The organism is Verrucomicrobium sp. (assembly GCA_028283855.1).
Taxonomy (GTDB): domain Bacteria; phylum Verrucomicrobiota; class Verrucomicrobiia; order Methylacidiphilales; family GAS474; genus GAS474.
This window is the reverse complement of the sequence record JAPWJX010000003.1, coordinates 1,127,604-1,142,725: the sequence shown is the minus strand read 5'-3', so window position 1 is coordinate 1,142,725 and position 15,122 is coordinate 1,127,604. Positions and strand designations below refer to the sequence as shown.

The following is a 15,122-nucleotide window of genomic DNA, read 5'->3' as shown; positions in this document are numbered from 1 at the left end:
TCACTCTGCCTCCTTCTCCACCAGGGCGATGGCGGCTTCCGCCTGGTTTATCCAAATTTGAGGCTGATAGAACCCCAGCTCTTTGTTGGAACGCATGACGGCAAGACCGTTTAGTGCCGCCTCCAAGAGCTGCGCGTTGAGCGCCTCGGCCTTTTTGATCTCTTCGTTTTTGATTTCGTTAAAGCAAGTGGCACAGACATACCCGTATTCGCCATCCCTCCACGGCGTGTGTTTTCCACATCCGCATTTCCCGCATGTTGAAACCTGGCTATCGACAAACTTCTGGCTTTCTATCAACTGCGCGTTGAGGGCGCCGAGGCGGTCGAGTTCTTCGGCCATTTTCGGCGCAGCAGAGATAAGCTCCGCGTTCTGACGAGTAACCTCAATGCCACATTCGCCATACCCTGACCAGGCGCCTAAGACCGTATTGCCCTCCTGATCAATAAGGACGTTCCTATCACATCCGTATTCGTTCCAGGTCGGCTCCTTCCAGTTTTCCTTACTATTCCCGAAGCAGCTTATCTGCTCAGCCCATTTCCACCGTATTCCATTCATCTCATTCTGCTCGTTAGGGGTCATGCCTCCTCCGTTGTTCCGCGCTTAAATGCGTGGCGGTCAAATTCAGGTCCCCACGCTTCCCTAAAATATTCAAATGAGGCCTTCTGACACTCGGGGTGCCATCGGTGACGCTGAATATTTCCATCGTATACCGACCGCTCGTCTTGATAGGTTTCTCCAGTCAAAATGTCCTCCCTGCACCAGATGCAGTCGTGGTTTTTCCTTGCCTTGCGGGTGTCGGAACTGAACAAGTGGAATCTCATTCCCCACCCTCCTTATCCCACCCCTTGGAGGCGATGTAGCCTTCCGCGAAATGATAGGCCCTCATTTTTGGATAAACGCCATCTTCCTCTTCGCGCTCTGCGCTAAGCTTGGTCATACACCATACTCCTGTGTTGCTAGGCTTTCTGCGGATCGTAGGGATTGTAAAAGCCCGGTTACTTCTAAAAGTCTCCCTTTCAGCGAGTGCCTATCCTCATCCGGCATAAGATGTCTCCCCTCAAACAACTCCATAAGATGCCGTTGCCTCTTTTCTAAAATCTGAATCGCTCGTCTCATTCCCCCTCCTGTTTGTGCCATCCTTTGGCGATGGCGTAGGCTGTTCGATGAAAATCGATTGGCTCAAGGCTGAAATAGCTCACTTCGGTTTTTGTAAAACAGTCATGCCACAGGCGTTCGGAATATTTACTGGGGTAGTTCTCATTCCACGCCTCGCGCACCTCGTTCTCCTGCTCGGGGGTTAAGGGGATCATTTTGAATCCCCCTCAGTCTTGATTTTTTGCGCCATTTCGAGCGCCTCCTTTGAAAGCCGATTCAGCCGTATGATGCGAAGCTTCGGATTTTTCCCTCTGCACGCCATGTGCAAATCCCAACGCATGTTTTTCCACGCGCTCATTCCTTCCCCTCCGTCGTCAGTACAAGCGGGGGCTGGGGTTCTTCTTGATAAAGCGGCACCCGTTTTCCCTCATACACAATTTCCACCAACCCCCGATCACGCATGGTGAGTAAGTCCCAATCAGACCAATATCTACTCATCCATCCCGGCAACTCCTCCCTCCGCAACGCCCTGCGCTTCGGTGGGCGGGGGATAGTGATGCGGACAGACTTTCCCCATCGCATGAACTCCTTAGTCTGAGTCGGTGGATGGCCTCCAACTCCGAACCAATCAGTTACTTTTTTACCTTCCACTCCCTCAAATGACTGAAAGGCTTCAGGAAATGCCTGAGAGTGCTTAAGAGCCAGCGATATGGCTGCCTCAATATCCGTCTCCGCCATCCTCCCATCCTCCAGCAGCGCCACGATCTCGGCGTCGTTCAAGGGTCTGATGTCGGGTGACATGTTAAAAAATCTCCATTCGGAGCCTTTCGACAGCCGTTTCGGCGATGGCTGTGTCTTGCTCGATGCCAATTGCTCTACGTCCGCAAGCCCGGGCGGCGATTAAGGTAGTTCCAGAGCCTGCGTGGCTATCAATAATCAAGTCGCCTTCATTGGTTAGGGTCTTAATTAAATAGATCATGAGTTCAATCGGTTTTTGATTTGTGTGCCACCTACACATACTAGAGTGCTTCGCATATTGTATTATGGAGGTGGGATATTTCATTCCTGACAAGTCATCGGCTGCGCGCTTGCTTATCAATCTATAATCCGAAACGTTTTCCTTGGACTTGCCTTGGGAGTGATTCACGGAACCTTTCGTCATCTGTGGGTGGTAGGTGGGTTGCCGATCACAAAAAACCAAAACGTCCTCATGGACCTTCAGTGGCTGTCGCTTGGCATTAGGGAAGTTGGTGGGGTTCTTCTTATCCCAAACCCAAGCCCACCTGAACCACTCGGGCCGTGACATAACAGCCTTACTCGTGAATGGCTGGCTAGATGTGAATGCAGCTGTCCCTCCGGGTGTAAGCGTTTTGTTGATCCATACCCACCATGCCGAAAGGTCCAGGCCCTTGTCCCATTTTTGATAGGTTGTTCCATAGTCGGGATCGGTGATGATGTGATCAGCGTTTCCGATGAAATCCTCCCACTTGCCATTCAGCACCTGGACTTGGCCGTCACTAAATAGCTCTTTCACTCTCCCCCTCCTTCCCGGCGCGGCTGGCTTCGTAGGCAAAATGAGCCCCAATCAGATCGCTCATGGCTGAAGCCCTTTCTTCTTGCGAGCCTTCCTTTTTTTCCCAGGCCCAGATTTGCCGCTCCATCGCCTCAACCAACCTCACCGCAGCCGCTTCGCGCTTTTCCAGCCGCTCGATCTCGGCCAGAGCATCTTCCAAGCACTGCTTCTGATACCACGGAATCCGGTCGTCTCCCAAAAGCGCCACGAGGTTGCTCTTAACACTCATTTCTTCCCTCCCTTCTCCACGGGAATCTCGATCACGACCTTGTGGGCGCGGTTGCCGAGGCGGTCCGGGCCTTTAGCCTCATCAGCCTGCCACTTTGTTGCATACGCATAGCCGCATAGAACAGGTCTCTCATAGACATTCATCCACAGCGTGACCTTCCTCGTCTTCGGCTTGGGCTTTCCTGACACAAAGTAAGGAGGAATCCCCGGCTCGGTTTTCAACAGCCGATACCCCTTTCCGGGGTTGGGTTTGGTGGTCATTATTTGACCCTCCAAATTCTGACTTCGTTTTCGGAAATCGCTCTGGATTCAAACCTCTTACCCGTTTTGGAAGAGTGCGAGGCGGAGCTTAGGACTTTTCTGTAGTTTTTTTTCTCAAACACAAAACTGTCCCCAATCTCCATTTCCAAAAATGGATACTTCGTGACATTTTTCCTCTTAGCCGAAATCTCAATTCCTTTTTCGATTTTGTATTTCATTTCTCTTTTCTGATTCTGGTTTTTATATCCGATATTTTTTGTTGGTTTTTTTATCAACACCATCTGTGGGCTGGTTGCATTTGACGCAGGCGAGCCACAGCGTTTGGCCGTTGTAGGCGCTGTATCCGGGCCGCTGGCCCTCCAATCGCAATTCTGCGCCGCAGCATTTGGATACCAGCGTAATCGTCACTTCGCTCATTTATCCTTCTCCGGCTCCGGCTCCGGCTCCGGGAATGTCACGTCGCATACCCGGTCGCAGCTCGTGCATTCACTCCATGTCACGTAGGTGTCGGGCGTGATGTGGGGGCGCTTCTCCGTGCGGATTTTGGCGCGGCAGCACCTGGAAACGTAGGGGGTATCGTTCATTTCCCTCCCTTCGCCATCTCCCACAGGAGCATGCCCAGGATGATGGCCGCGACGATGAGCGTGGCCGCGATGATTTCCAGGAGGCACTTGGTGACGAACGCCAGCACCAGCCCTTCGGCGATGTCGATGGCAGTCATTCGCTTTTCTCCATGTACCCAAGGCGAAATAAAATAAGGGCAATCCCCCAGGAAATTAGATCGCCTTCCGTCAATCCTTGGTCCGTGTTCATTCGGCGAAGAACGGCAAAGGCGAAGGCGCACTCGGCGATAAACTGGATGGCTTCCCCGATTAGACGACAGGCCTTCATTCCTCATCCTCCTGTTCGTTGTTGTAGCCCGCCTTGAGCCGTTCCTCCGCACCAGCAACGCGGGCCTCGTGCAATTTTTGCTGCACGTAGGGATCTCGCGCTAATTCCCTAGCCTCCTCCAATCGAGAGATGCATCGCGTGGGAGGCGCTGGGTCTTTGAAGGTTTCGTCGTAGATCATGGTGTGGTCGTTACTTTCTTGGTTGTGGTTGGTTTTCATCTGCGGAAATTGATGGCCGCACAAAACTCGCGGAGTCGGCGGAGCAGAGGCTCGGCCGCGTTCTGGTCCTCGAAGCGTTCCTTGAGGCGTTCGCCGACATCGTTCGTCGTGACGATGAGCGGTCGGCCCGCGGCGGTGCGCCGGTCGACGATCTCGAAAAGCGCCTCGGCCACTCGGGCGGTGATCTTCGCCTTGCCCAGGTCGTCGATCACCAGGACGCCGACGCTTCCCGCCAGCGTGCTGACGAACGCTTTCTCGGTGCCGTTGCGGTAGGCGTCGCTGGCCTCCGCGCTGAAGTCGAAGGCCGAAAGAACCCGAACGTGGATCGCCTCGTCGACCACCAGCCTCCGCAGGAGCAGCCAGAGCGTGCGGGTTTTCCCGCCGCCGGTATCGCCGTAGAGCACCAGGCCCGTGGGGCCCATCTGCCAGGACAGCACCTTGTCGACCAGGTCGGCCCGCAGGCGGGCGCGGTCGGTCTCCTGGAACGCCGGGGGGCACAGCTCCACAAACCGATCCTCCCTCGCCTGCCGATCTCCGGCCCGCGCCTCGTCGACCATGTCCTGCTGCCGGGCCCGCTCCAACTCCTGAACGACCGGGTTGGTCAGGTCGTAGCGCGGTAGCTCGGTCAGTCCGTTACGGTCGAGTACCGCCTGCATCCGGGGGAAGATCGGCTTCCTGGGCTGGGGGGTTGTGCCCCTCACGACCTCCTGGTAGGCCCGGGCGTCCTGCTGGGGGTTAGAAGCCTCGATCATACTCCTCCTTCGTTGTGGCGGGTCTGACAACTTTCCCGAATGGCCCGTTTTGGGCCCTGGCCGCCACGCCCCGCGCGTTTTGCTCCCTCCATGAACTTTGCTCCCTTCCCCACCGCCCCTTCACGTAGGGCCAAAAAGCCAAAATGGGGTTGCCGTAGCCATCCGATCCCCCTCGTCCTTCTGCCTCGTTCCAGGCCATAAGGGCAAATTCGGGATGGATTCCGGCTGTTGCCGCACCCGTTTTCACCTCCCCCTCGTCCTTAGGCCAACCGCTCGCGCGCTCCTTTTTTTCTCTATGACTGAAGTCTGTAGACGAAGACGAAGACTGAAGAGCATCCGTTTGGCATGAGGGTTTAGGGAGGGTACCCTCTGCCAACCCTTGAGGCTTGGCATTGCCCCACCTGCGCCGACCGTGGACCGCTTGCTTCTCCCTAAATTCTTTCTGCTTAACTCTTTCAGATTCTAAGCGAGCGTTCCTATAGCCCTCTTCCGTGCGGTCGAATTTGCTCAAGACGGGCGCAAGTCTCGAAGGACGAGCGGCGCAAATTCGCGCCACAACTTTGATGTCGAGCGGCACAAAACCGCGATCCCACTGGTGGCAGAGGAGTCGAATGTAGGCCCCTACCTGCTCGCAGGTGAGGTCCGCCGTGCCGACCAAAAAGTCGGCGGCGTAGAATTGAAATGCAGGTGGTTTCATGGTCAAAAAATCTCGATCAACGTGCCTTCCTCGCTGCGCGTGCCGACACGCTCCTGTCGGAATTGGAAGTCGATTTCGTGGGGGTTGTCGTCGCGGATGAGGCCGCGATACCGGATGGCGTCGAGGAGCGGCTTGCAGCCCCCTGAACCGTTGTCGACGTCGAGGAGGCGGCGCGCGCGTCGAGTAACGCGAACGACAAGGCGCGGACCGCGTCGTTTTTCATCCTGTGCAGGCGCGGCCAGGGCTGGCCCAGCATGCGGTTGAGGCTTGGCGTCAGGTATCGGGGCAGCCAGAGGCGCAGGGGCTTTCGCCCAGCCGCCGCGGCCATCAGGCCGGAAGCCTTTTTTGAGGAGGTCGTCATGATTCATTGGAAAGAGAGTTCTTGAGGCAGGTCCAGACGGGCTGCGGCCCTCGGCGAAAACCAAAGGACCTCCCGCCTCTTGGCGGCGCCATCGGCCAGGGCCGACCGTTCGATGCGGTGCCAATCCGGGAAAAGCTCCTCGTCGTAGAGCGCGGAGGGATAGCCGCTGATGACGACACACCCCTTCAACTCCCGGAGGGCGGCCGCCAGGGCCCGGTGATCTTCCACCGTCATCTCGTGGCGGTAATCGCCGCCCGCATCGCGCGTCTCCGGCACGTAGGGCGGGTCGCAATAGTGAAGGGTGAATGGCGAGTCGTGCTGCCGCATCACCTCCACCGCGTCCCGGTTTTCGATGACGACCCCGCGCAGCCGCTCGATGGTATGGGCCAGGGCTTCGGGGTAGTTCCGCCAATCGTGGGCGGGCGTCGTCCCCGAGCGGTTGGAGCAGGAGCGGAAGCCGGTGGCCTTGGTGTGGCTGTTGCTGCCGAAACCCATGAAACTGCGGACCAGCGTTCGCCGCGCTTGCTCCATCGGATCGCTGGATGGCTCGTAGCTGTCCTGGAACTCGTCCCGGCTGAATGGGGTCAGTTCAAGAAGGCGGCGCAGCTCATCCCCATCATCGCGGACAACGCGAAAGAGATTTATCAACTCCCCGTCGAGGTCGTTATAGACCTCGGCATAGGAGCGCGGCTTTTGCAGGAGTACGGATGCGCCCCCTCCATACGGCTCATCGTAAATTCGGTGATCCGGGAAATGGCTGATGATCCAGCGAGCCAGCCTCCACTTGCCGCCGTGGTAGCGAAGAAGGGGTCGGGGCTTCATTCAGCGGCCCCTTTCGAGGTCGAGATAGGCTCTAATGAACGCTTGCGCCTGCTCCTTGTTGATGGCGTTGCCATAGGCGCGCAGGCGTCCCACTCGGGAGGCAGCCCCATGAGCCAGCGGGAATGTGCCGGGTTCAACAGGCCGGTATTTGCCGTCTCTGCACCAGATCCATTCGGCGTTTCCCCAGAATCCGCGTAGAGGGTTTGCCTCGATAAGGGCTGCCCCTTCGATCCGTAGAGGCCTTTGCTGTTCATTTTGGACCGATCCGATTTCCAGTCCCGAGCTGATGGGGTTGCCCAACTCGCCACTGTATTGAGCGCTGCCCCCCCCCCCAGACGATTCGGCGGAATTTTCGAGCCGTTTCCGTCGCTCGTTCTTGGAGTCGGCCACGAGGTCAGGGACGCCGCCGCTGGAAGATCCAGGCCGTAGCCCTTTCTGATCCTTCCCATCCCCGAAGACTTCTCTGAATCGTTTTGGGAAGGGCAAGTTGGCGTTGGCCATCCAGTAAATTCGGCTTCGGATGTGTGGCGCACCGACGCTCGCAGCAGGGAAACCAACCGCCCCGAAGGCATAGCCTTCTCCTTCCAGGTCATCTTGAACAAGATCGAGCCAGCCGAACCCAATCGCCTTTTCAACCTGCTCACCAAAGAGGACGCCAGGGCGGCAGACGCGGACGAGGTGGAAGAAGTGCGGCCATAAGTGCCGCTCGTCATCAAATCCAAGCCCCCGGCCTGCCGAGGAGAAAGGCTGGCAAGGGCACGACGCTGTCCACACAGGCACATCGTCCGGCCATCCCGAGCCTCGGAGCGCTGCCGACCAGACGCCGATACCAGCGAAGAAATGGCACTGCGTGTAGCCGCCGAGATCGGCAGGCCGCACGTCGCGCACGTCTCGTTCGTCGACATCGCCAGGGGCAATGTGCCTTGCTGCGATGAGGTTGCGGAGCCACTTCGCGGCATAGGGTTCGATCTCGTTGTAATAAGCACGGCTCACACCCCCCCCATTTCCAACAGCCGATACCCGACGAAGATCGGGCCGGAGATGTAGACCTTCACCGCGACACCTCCTTATTAGCGTGTTTGGTCGCCATGTGACGGGCGAGGTTCGAGAAGGTGCGGTTGCAGCAAGGGCAGACGCCAGCGCTGATGCGCTTTTTGACCTTCACCAGGGCGCCCTTCGTCCCGTGAAGCTGATGCCTAAGCGAAGCGCTCTCGCAAGCGAGCTGCGTGGCGCGCTTTTCTGAGTATTCCGCTCGTTCTCTGGCCCGCTCTACGTCGGATTTTCCAGGGAAATGTTGGCTGTGTCCTGACGGGCAGTAGAAGGACGAATGGTCCCGCCTGCGCTCAGTCATGATCCGCTGCGGGAAGGCGAACATGATCCCGCAATTAGCGCAGGTAACGGCTTCGAGGGTCTGCTGTTCAATAAATGTGAGACTCATAGTGGGGGTTTGGTTAAGTCGCGGCCGCCTAGGCGATCCGCGTCACGGTGTAGGTGAAATCGGGTTGCCGGATATGGGACGCCTTGCCGCCCCTCCGGTAGATGTAGTTGCGAACGGCTGCCGCTTTCCCCTCGGGAAGGCCGGTGATGGATTCGCCGACCTGGAGTCGGGCAGCCAGCGCGGTGTGCTCACAGACCTTCATGCCGCGAGTCCCAGGTCGAGTTGGCCGACCGTGTTGAGGTGGGCGATCTGGCGGGCGCGGTCCAGGTTGACGGTCTTGTAGAGGAAGATCGTGCGGCTGTTGCCGCTCTTGCTCTTCGACCGGCGGCACTCGAACGGCTGCGCCTTGGCGATCACGTCCAGGTGATCGGTCAGGAGCTTATAGGCGTTGCCGATGCAGTTGACGTCGTCGGGCGGCAGGTCGACCAGCACCTCGTCCGGCCAGAACGATCCGGCCAGGGCAGCGCGACAGATGGCGATGCACGCGGTGCGAATCGAGTCGGTCTTGAAGACCCACTGGAGATTCGCCATCTCGGCGAGGTGCTGGTCGACGTCCGGCTTCATCGTCGTCTAGTCCTCCGGGGAGTAGATGACCTCCGCGTCCTGCTCACGAGTCAGGGCGTACCGAGGGATGTTGATGGCGCGGAGGGATTGCTCGTAGGCGGGCCAGGCGTCCTTTTCGACGCACTCCTTGTAGAGGGCCAAGAGCCTCGCGCACTCCTCGTCGCCCTTTGCCAGGGAGGCGGCGCCGATCTCGAACGTATTCACGCCGTAGGGCGGCTTCGCCTCGACCGCGATGAAGATGAACCGCTCCGGCGCCAGGCCGAGGAGGGTGGCGATCCGCATGTAGTGGGCCGCCTGGAGGTGGTATCCCATCTGGTCGATGATCTTGGCGAACTGCCAGTCGGAGGCGTCGTAGGTCGTCTTGATGTCGACCATGACCACACCGCTAAGGAGGTCGACCCGGCAGCGGATCGGCAGGCCGGTCACCGGATCGTCGATGAAGAGGGAAACCTCGGTGCGGTATTCCGACCGGAAGATTTCCCCGGCGATGCGGTGGCCGAGGACCGCCATAGCCATCTTCTCGATGTTCGAGGCGTCGGTGGCGGAGATGATCTCCTTGCCCTCGGTCTTCGCGTCGAAGTCGGCCCACCAGGCGATTTGCTCCAGGGTCTTGGGCGAAGGCTTGGCGGCGTTCCGCTGGGCCTCCGTGGGCCGCTTGGGAGCGTCCGGCGGGATGATGACGATCTCGGCCTTGTACCGCTCGGGTTCGAGCATCCTACGGTGAAAGATGGTGCCGAAGGGCGTGTCCTCGTCCTCCCGGTCGGCCAGCTTCACCCGCATGTGGGCGGGCGAGCGGCGCATAGCCTTGAGGATGGTGGCGCTGACGCCGGGGGCAGAGTGGTATTCACCCTCCGGCATGTCGTGATAGATACCGGGCGAGATCACTTCCCGCCCTCCATGAGAGCGTCGAAGCCCTTTTCAAGGGTGTCCTGGAGTTCCGCCGAGAGGTCGGCGTACCGCTTGAAGCGGCGGTCATTGAATTGCGCCCACCGCTTCCCGGCGAGTTGAATCACCCCAAGCTGCTCTTCGATCTCGTCCTTGCCGTAGTCGGCGGCCTTGACCAGGAGACGCTGGAGCGGGGTTTCAGGCGCGGCGGATTCCTCCTCGAAGCGGAGATTGTCCTGGGGTTCGGGAGCGGCCTGATCGATGCGCTCGACCGCCGCTTCCACCGACGCCTCTACCGGCTCGGCGGCCTTCTTTCCCAGGGAGTCCTTGAAGGAGGGCTTGCCAGTATCGACCACCGTGCCGGAGACCGGACGAGCGGCCTCGACCGGATCAATATCGCGAGCTTCCTCGGCGGTCAGCAGGCCGCGCAGGGCATCTCCGAATTGATCGCGCAGGCCGAAGGACCGGGCGCGGAAGCGAAGCATCCGGGCGGGGTATTGGCTCCAGGGGCCTGTCTTGCCCCACAGATTCGCCCGCTTGGCGTCCTCCACCGAGAAGGCCGTGATCTGCGCCTGGGCGTAGCCCTTGCGCCGAACCCGGCAGACGGCGGCGGTGGATTCGTCGAACTTGGAGGGGTTCCGATCAAGGCGTTCGCCGCCCTGCTCAAACCACTCCTCAAACTCCTCCAACTCGCCCGTAGCGCGGACGATGCCAAGCTGGGCGTCTCCCCAAACGGAGGGGCGACCATTGATGACGGCGATGTTCTGAAGCGCCGCCATCGGCGGCAGGCCAAGCTCCGCACCCATTTGCAGGGCTACGGTGATCGACTCCGGCGTGTCGATGCCCTTCGGGGCAAGGCCAGATTTCGAGACGGCGGTGGCGAAGCGCCAGATCTCGTCGAGGTTGGAAAGCTTGAGGCCGCGATCACCGGAAAGGATCGGAGCCTTGGAGGAAGCGGGGATTAGGGAATTTTCGGACATGGTGGGGTGGTCGAGGGGTGGGACTTAGAGCGCAGCGAACTGCGCCTTCTTCTCGTCGAGGCGGCGCTGGAGAAGGGTGGTGAGGGCGGAAGCGATGAAGTCGAGGTCAGCCGGATCAATCTCAACGGTGCCCCCGGTAAATTCGGTGCCGATGCTAAGGCCGATAGACCTTTTCAGTTTCCGAACGGAGTCGATGTGAAGGAGGGAGCCCTCGATGGCGCGGATCTCCCGATCCAGGATATTTGCCTTGAGAAGATTTTCTTTAGTCATGGGGTGATGGGTTGAGAGCGGGGGTCGGACCCGCCCTCGGGTTGCGTTAGGAGGCCGCCTGGGTAGAGGCTTCGCTGCTGGCGTCCGCCGGAGCGGGCGTTTCGGTGGAGGCGTCGGTCGAGGGCGCGGGAGCGTCCGTCTCGGCGGGAGCCGCCTCCGGTTCCGGTGCGGGAGCTTCAGCCTTCGGCACGGGGATGATGGTCTTCTTCTCGCCGTGCTCGACGATGGCCAACTCGATCTTGTGGCCGAGAGAGTGGAGATAGCCCGCGATGTCTTCCGCCGCCGCGGCGGCGTCGTCGACGATGCTTTCGGCCAGGGATTCCCCGGCGATGACGATGCTGAACTTGCTCATTGGTTGGTCCTTTTGTGGGGGTTTATTCGCGGGGCTGATGGTTCAGATCCCGCACCTCCACCTCGAAGAGGCGGAGGGCTTTCTTGCCGCGCTCGGTGAGGCTCACGCCATCAGCCGCCACGCGGAGAAAATCGATTTGGAGGAGCCAGCCGACCGTTGAGTCGAGCTTCACGGCTCCCAGGTCTTCCGCGTTCTCGACGAGCGCAGAGAGGGATAGCGGCTGTCCGCAATGCCCCCTATGGGCAAGGCGCAGGACGATCACGTCGGACGCGTCGAGCTGATATTCCTCGACATCCTTCGGCCCCTCCATGGCGGCCAGGCGGGCGCGTGCCACGCGGCCCTGGCGGTGCTGGTTCCAGCGGTCAAGGCTCACTTCGAGCCTTTCTCTTCCGGGTTGGGAGCGCCGTTATAGGCAGCAGCCCACCAGACCTTAACCTTCGATGATTCGAAGCGCCAATGGCGCGCGCCCTTGCGGCGGTGGGCCGGAATCTTCCCAGCCTTGGCCCATCGGTTGATCGTCCAGCGGCTATGTCCGGTGTGCTTTACGACCCACTTGATGCCAACCCACACCGGATCTATGGAGGGGGTAGTCATTTCCGGCGACGCTTTCCGGTGGAGTCCTTGACGAAAAACTTATCGGGAATCACCTGGCGCAGTCCGCGCCGCATCACCTGGGAGGGGTAGAGGTCTTCCGATTCGCAGTAGGAACGGAGGGCTTCGCCGATGTTTTCCGGGACTCGAAACGTGAATCGAGTTTTACAAGACATGCCGCTCTAATGCCAAATGTCGGACAATCGCGCAATATGGAAAATTGACAAACCGCGCTTTTTGTCCGACAAAGTGAAACAATGAAGAGTGATAAGCTCACCGAGAGAATCACGGTTCGCCTGTCAGAAACCGATCTGGAGGCGGTTAAGAAATACGCCCAGTATCACCGCCTGGACCCCAGCGACGTGCTTAGAATGGGAACCGTCTCCTTCTTGAGGAGTCAGGGAGCCTTAGACATCGAAGAGCCAAAGCAGGGATTCTATTTAATCGAGCGCGGTTCCGTTCCCGCCGGAAGCCCGATCCATGAAGAGGAGTCCGGCGGCAAGCGGATACAAATCCCCGAAAACATGCTCCCCCCTAACCTGCGAAAGGACGCGTATGTTCTTCGTGTAAACGGAAAGTCGATGGAGCCGGATATCCCGGACGGGAGCTACATCATCGTGGTTCGGAAAGACCCAAAGCCGGGAGACATCGTCGTCGGCCATGTGGACGGCGATGGAGTCACGCTGAAAAAATACATCATGAAGAAGGGCATCCACCTTCTCCGGTCGATCAATCCTCACCCGCGCTTTCGGGACATCATCCCCCGCGAAAAGCTCGAAGCGCAGGGAGTCTTCCACGCCATCGTTCCGAAGGCATAGCCATTAGATTCTAGGCCGGGGCCAGGAAGTCAGAATGCCCAAAAGGCAAAGGCGGCCAAAGAAGACCTTGGCCGAATGGGAGAGGGAGGCGCAGGAGGGATCTCCAGATGATCCGCCCCCCGGGAAAGTCTTAAAAAAGAATCTCCCATCCATAAAGCAAGACCTCACGCCGTGTCATGGCGTGGTGATTTATAGAATGCCTACGGCGAATATTGCCGCTTTACGTAGGCTAGATAACTACAGGGCCGAGCAAGCGGGGCATCCCGTCCATCAATACGCCCCAGCCAATCCAGCATCAAACGCCTGGAGAAATGATCCAGCTACCGATAAGCAGCGAGAATATCTCCTCAAGTCCCGCGGCATATGTCTGCCAGCGAGCGCAACTAAGGGGGACGCCTCTCGCATAATCGATGACATCATTCATTCTGGCGTCACCCCCAAGCAACGCGCCTGCCTAGAATACCACGGCTACGACTGGCGTAATATGCGGAGAGAGGAATGTTATGAGGCGCTCGATCTCATCCACATCAAGCCACGCTCCTTCCACGTTCCCGAACCCTGGGAAACCGCGAAATACCGACTCCATCCGAATCTTTATATCCAAACACAAGACACCCGATCATCGAAGATCACCGTAAAGTTGAAGAGCCCTCCGAGCAGGGATAAGCGGAGCCGATCCTACCTTTGGGTAATTCTTGTTTGTGTGGGGGTGCTGCTGTTGCGGAAATGGCTGTCATGGGCTGCAGCGGGGTTTAAATAATTTGAAAATTGCATTGCGTAATTCAAATAAATGCGCAATAGTCCACTCATGCGGATGGAATGGGACGAAGACAAGAGCGCCAAGGTCAAGGCCGAACGCGGAGCCTCTTTTGAGGACATCGCAACAGCCTTGCACGAAGGTGGATTCATCGACCTTATCGATAATCCCGCCCGCACTGGTCAGAGCTTCCTAATCGTGCGATGCAAGGGCGATGTGTGGGCAGCGGTGATCGAATGGCGCGGGAAAGTTGCTAGAATCGTGACGGCCTATCCCAGCCGAAAAATGAGGAAAAAATATGAAAAATAAGAAATTTAAACTGACTGCCGAAGAGCGGCGCATTGAGGAAGAAGTGCTGCGCGGAGAGTGGAAGCCAGCTTCTGCCAAGAGCAAGGCCGCGCTCCTGGAAGCCGCCAGCCGCAAAGTAGCCGAGATTCGGCGCGGTGGCGCTCGTCCTGGGGCGGGCAGGAAGCCAAAGCCGGTCGATCTCCTACGGGTTCCGCTCTCCTGCCGGGTAAAGCCTACAACCCTGCGGAAGCTTCGGGCCAGGGTAGGGAAAACGAAGAAAGTGCTCTCCATAGGCTCCCTCATCGACGACCTGGCCGAACGCCTGTAGGAAGCGCATCACCCAAATAATAAGTTGCACATAAGTGGCACTTGCTCCTTATGCTACTTGATATGCAATGCTTTAACTCGGGTTTTAAACGGTTTGCTAAACCGTTATACGAGTAAAATCGTATCGGGGGTTCGAATCCCCCCGGCTCCGCGCGTTTTCCCTTTTCTTCCGGCTCAGGCGGCGCCCGCAAAGACCGCTTCCGTCGGCTTGTTCAGTTTCTTCAGCGCCGTGACCGGAGCCAGGCGGCCCAGGAAGTTGAGCGCGTTGCTCATGCCCGGCCGGATCTCAAACGTGTCGTTCCGCAGGCCATCGACAGCCGCCTTCACCAGCGCCGGCACGGTCGTCTTAGGAATATCCTTGGCCCCCTCCGCGCCGAAGGCGTCCGTCAGCATCGCCGTATCCGTCGGCGGCGGGGCCAACTCAAACACCCGCACCCGGCTCCCCTTAAGTTGCACGCGCAGGGACAGGGTGAAGGAATGGACCGCCGCCTTGGTGGCGCAATAGACGGGGGCAATCGCCATGGGGACGAAGGCCAGCAGCGAGGAAACGTTCATGATGGCCGCCTCCGGCTGCTTTTTTAGCAGGGGCAGGAATTGGCGCGTCATGCGGATCGGGCCCGCCAAGTTCGTGTCGATTTCACGCGTCAACTCCGCCAGGTCCTCCCCTCCCTGATGGAAGTTGATGGCGCGCATCTGGCCGGCGTTGTTGATGAGGACGTTCAGCGTCGGATACTCCTGCGCGACCTGCCGGTAAAGCGCGGCGATCGCCGCCGGATCGCTCACGTCGCTCTGGATGCCCCTTACCCCGGGGAGCTTCCCCGTGGCGGAACGCAGCCTGGCCGCATCGCGCCCCGTGATCAGCACGGTGTTCTCCCGGCTGAGTGCGCGGGCCAATTCCAGGCCTATGCCGCTGGTGCCGCCGGTGATGAGGATCGTGTTGCCTTTCATTTTCAT

Annotated in this window: 27 protein-coding genes; 3 read left to right on the top strand and 24 right to left on the bottom strand. The window is 58.8% G+C overall.

The window, feature by feature from the left end; translation table 11 throughout:
• The 23 genes from PW734_06850 to PW734_06740 all read right to left on the bottom strand — a co-directional run bounded on the left by PW734_06850 (position 1) and on the right by PW734_06740 (position 11,981).
• Positions 1–579 (bottom strand): hypothetical protein, encoded by a 579-nt coding sequence (locus PW734_06850; GenBank protein MDE1170909.1) that lies wholly within the window; start codon positions 577–579, stop codon positions 1–3.
• Between the two features lie 533 nt (positions 580–1,112).
• Complete coding sequence (locus tag PW734_06845; GenBank protein MDE1170908.1) at positions 1,113–1,310, bottom strand: hypothetical protein; 198 nt, start codon at positions 1,308–1,310, stop codon at positions 1,113–1,115.
• Positions 1,311–1,449: 139 nt separating this feature from the next.
• A complete protein-coding gene (locus PW734_06840; GenBank protein ID MDE1170907.1) occupies positions 1,450–1,875 on the bottom strand; it encodes a hypothetical protein in 426 nt (141 codons plus the stop codon).
• 22 nt (positions 1,876–1,897) lie between these two features.
• Positions 1,898–2,629, bottom strand: coding sequence for a site-specific DNA-methyltransferase (locus PW734_06835; protein MDE1170906.1), 732 nt, complete (start codon positions 2,627–2,629; stop codon positions 1,898–1,900).
• Complete coding sequence (locus PW734_06830) at positions 2,613–2,897, bottom strand: hypothetical protein (protein MDE1170905.1); 285 nt, start codon at positions 2,895–2,897, stop codon at positions 2,613–2,615. The genes PW734_06835 and PW734_06830 overlap by 17 nt, the downstream gene beginning before the upstream one ends.
• Complete coding sequence (locus PW734_06825; protein ID MDE1170904.1) at positions 2,894–3,157, bottom strand: hypothetical protein; 264 nt, start codon at positions 3,155–3,157, stop codon at positions 2,894–2,896. The genes PW734_06830 and PW734_06825 overlap by 4 nt, the downstream gene beginning before the upstream one ends.
• Entirely contained in the window at positions 3,157–3,375 is a 219-nt protein-coding gene (locus PW734_06820; GenBank protein ID MDE1170903.1) for a hypothetical protein, read from the bottom strand. The genes PW734_06825 and PW734_06820 overlap by 1 nt, the downstream gene beginning before the upstream one ends.
• 22 nt (positions 3,376–3,397) lie before the next feature.
• Positions 3,398–3,574, bottom strand: coding sequence for a hypothetical protein (locus PW734_06815; GenBank protein ID MDE1170902.1), 177 nt, complete (start codon positions 3,572–3,574; stop codon positions 3,398–3,400).
• On the bottom strand, positions 3,571–3,741 hold the full coding sequence (locus PW734_06810) for a hypothetical protein (protein ID MDE1170901.1): 171 nt from the start codon (positions 3,739–3,741) through the stop codon (positions 3,571–3,573). Before PW734_06810 ends, PW734_06815 begins: the two co-directional genes overlap by 4 nt.
• Positions 3,738–3,878 (bottom strand): hypothetical protein, encoded by a 141-nt coding sequence (locus PW734_06805; GenBank protein ID MDE1170900.1) that lies wholly within the window; start codon positions 3,876–3,878, stop codon positions 3,738–3,740. The genes PW734_06810 and PW734_06805 overlap by 4 nt, the downstream gene beginning before the upstream one ends.
• Positions 3,879–4,044: 166 nt before the next feature.
• Positions 4,045–4,227, bottom strand: a complete 183-nt coding sequence (locus PW734_06800; protein MDE1170899.1) for a hypothetical protein — start codon at positions 4,225–4,227, stop codon at positions 4,045–4,047.
• Positions 4,228–4,262: 35 nt separating this feature from the next.
• Entirely contained in the window at positions 4,263–4,772 is a 510-nt protein-coding gene (locus tag PW734_06795) for an ATP-binding protein (protein ID MDE1170898.1), read from the bottom strand.
• A 945-nt stretch (positions 4,773–5,717) separates the two neighbouring features.
• Positions 5,718–6,083, bottom strand: coding sequence for a hypothetical protein (locus tag PW734_06790; GenBank protein MDE1170897.1), 366 nt, complete (start codon positions 6,081–6,083; stop codon positions 5,718–5,720).
• On the bottom strand, positions 6,080–6,898 hold the full coding sequence (locus tag PW734_06785; protein MDE1170896.1) for a DNA adenine methylase: 819 nt from the start codon (positions 6,896–6,898) through the stop codon (positions 6,080–6,082). Before PW734_06785 ends, PW734_06790 begins: the two co-directional genes overlap by 4 nt.
• Complete coding sequence (locus PW734_06780; protein ID MDE1170895.1) at positions 6,899–7,891, bottom strand: DNA cytosine methyltransferase; 993 nt, start codon at positions 7,889–7,891, stop codon at positions 6,899–6,901.
• A gap of 473 nt (positions 7,892–8,364) precedes the next feature.
• On the bottom strand, positions 8,365–8,538 hold the full coding sequence (locus PW734_06775) for a hypothetical protein (GenBank protein ID MDE1170894.1): 174 nt from the start codon (positions 8,536–8,538) through the stop codon (positions 8,365–8,367).
• Positions 8,535–8,900 (bottom strand): hypothetical protein, encoded by a 366-nt coding sequence (locus PW734_06770; protein MDE1170893.1) that lies wholly within the window; start codon positions 8,898–8,900, stop codon positions 8,535–8,537. Before PW734_06770 ends, PW734_06775 begins: the two co-directional genes overlap by 4 nt.
• Positions 8,901–8,906: 6 nt before the next feature.
• Positions 8,907–9,785 carry a PD-(D/E)XK nuclease-like domain-containing protein gene (locus PW734_06765; protein ID MDE1170892.1) on the bottom strand — a complete coding sequence of 293 codons (879 nt, stop codon included), beginning with the start codon at positions 9,783–9,785 and terminating at the stop codon, positions 8,907–8,909.
• Positions 9,782–10,765 carry a recombinase RecT gene (locus PW734_06760; GenBank protein ID MDE1170891.1) on the bottom strand — a complete coding sequence of 328 codons (984 nt, stop codon included), beginning with the start codon at positions 10,763–10,765 and terminating at the stop codon, positions 9,782–9,784. Before PW734_06760 ends, PW734_06765 begins: the two co-directional genes overlap by 4 nt.
• 24 nt (positions 10,766–10,789) lie before the next feature.
• Positions 10,790–11,035 (bottom strand): hypothetical protein, encoded by a 246-nt coding sequence (locus tag PW734_06755; protein ID MDE1170890.1) that lies wholly within the window; start codon positions 11,033–11,035, stop codon positions 10,790–10,792.
• Positions 11,036–11,081: 46 nt separating this feature from the next.
• Positions 11,082–11,387, bottom strand: a complete 306-nt coding sequence (locus PW734_06750; GenBank protein ID MDE1170889.1) for a hypothetical protein — start codon at positions 11,385–11,387, stop codon at positions 11,082–11,084.
• A gap of 22 nt (positions 11,388–11,409) precedes the next feature.
• Positions 11,410–11,760 carry a hypothetical protein gene (locus tag PW734_06745; protein MDE1170888.1) on the bottom strand — a complete coding sequence of 117 codons (351 nt, stop codon included), beginning with the start codon at positions 11,758–11,760 and terminating at the stop codon, positions 11,410–11,412.
• Complete coding sequence (locus PW734_06740) at positions 11,757–11,981, bottom strand: excisionase family DNA-binding protein (protein ID MDE1170887.1); 225 nt, start codon at positions 11,979–11,981, stop codon at positions 11,757–11,759. Before PW734_06740 ends, PW734_06745 begins: the two co-directional genes overlap by 4 nt.
• A 254-nt stretch (positions 11,982–12,235) precedes the next feature.
• On the opposite strand from PW734_06740, the gene PW734_06735 reads away from it, so the two are divergent.
• The 3 genes from PW734_06735 (at position 12,236) to PW734_06725 (ending at position 14,169) form a co-directional block, all read left to right on the top strand.
• A complete protein-coding gene (locus PW734_06735; GenBank protein ID MDE1170886.1) occupies positions 12,236–12,796 on the top strand; it encodes a S24 family peptidase in 561 nt (186 codons plus the stop codon).
• A gap of 814 nt (positions 12,797–13,610) precedes the next feature.
• Positions 13,611–13,862 (top strand): BrnT family toxin, encoded by a 252-nt coding sequence (locus PW734_06730; protein MDE1170885.1) that lies wholly within the window; start codon positions 13,611–13,613, stop codon positions 13,860–13,862.
• Positions 13,852–14,169, top strand: a complete 318-nt coding sequence (locus PW734_06725; protein MDE1170884.1) for a hypothetical protein — start codon at positions 13,852–13,854, stop codon at positions 14,167–14,169. Before PW734_06730 ends, PW734_06725 begins: the two co-directional genes overlap by 11 nt.
• Before the next feature lie 173 nt (positions 14,170–14,342).
• On the opposite strand, the gene PW734_06720 is transcribed toward PW734_06725, so the two are convergent.
• Positions 14,343–15,122 (bottom strand): SDR family NAD(P)-dependent oxidoreductase, encoded by a 780-nt coding sequence (locus PW734_06720; protein ID MDE1170883.1) that lies wholly within the window; start codon positions 15,120–15,122, stop codon positions 14,343–14,345.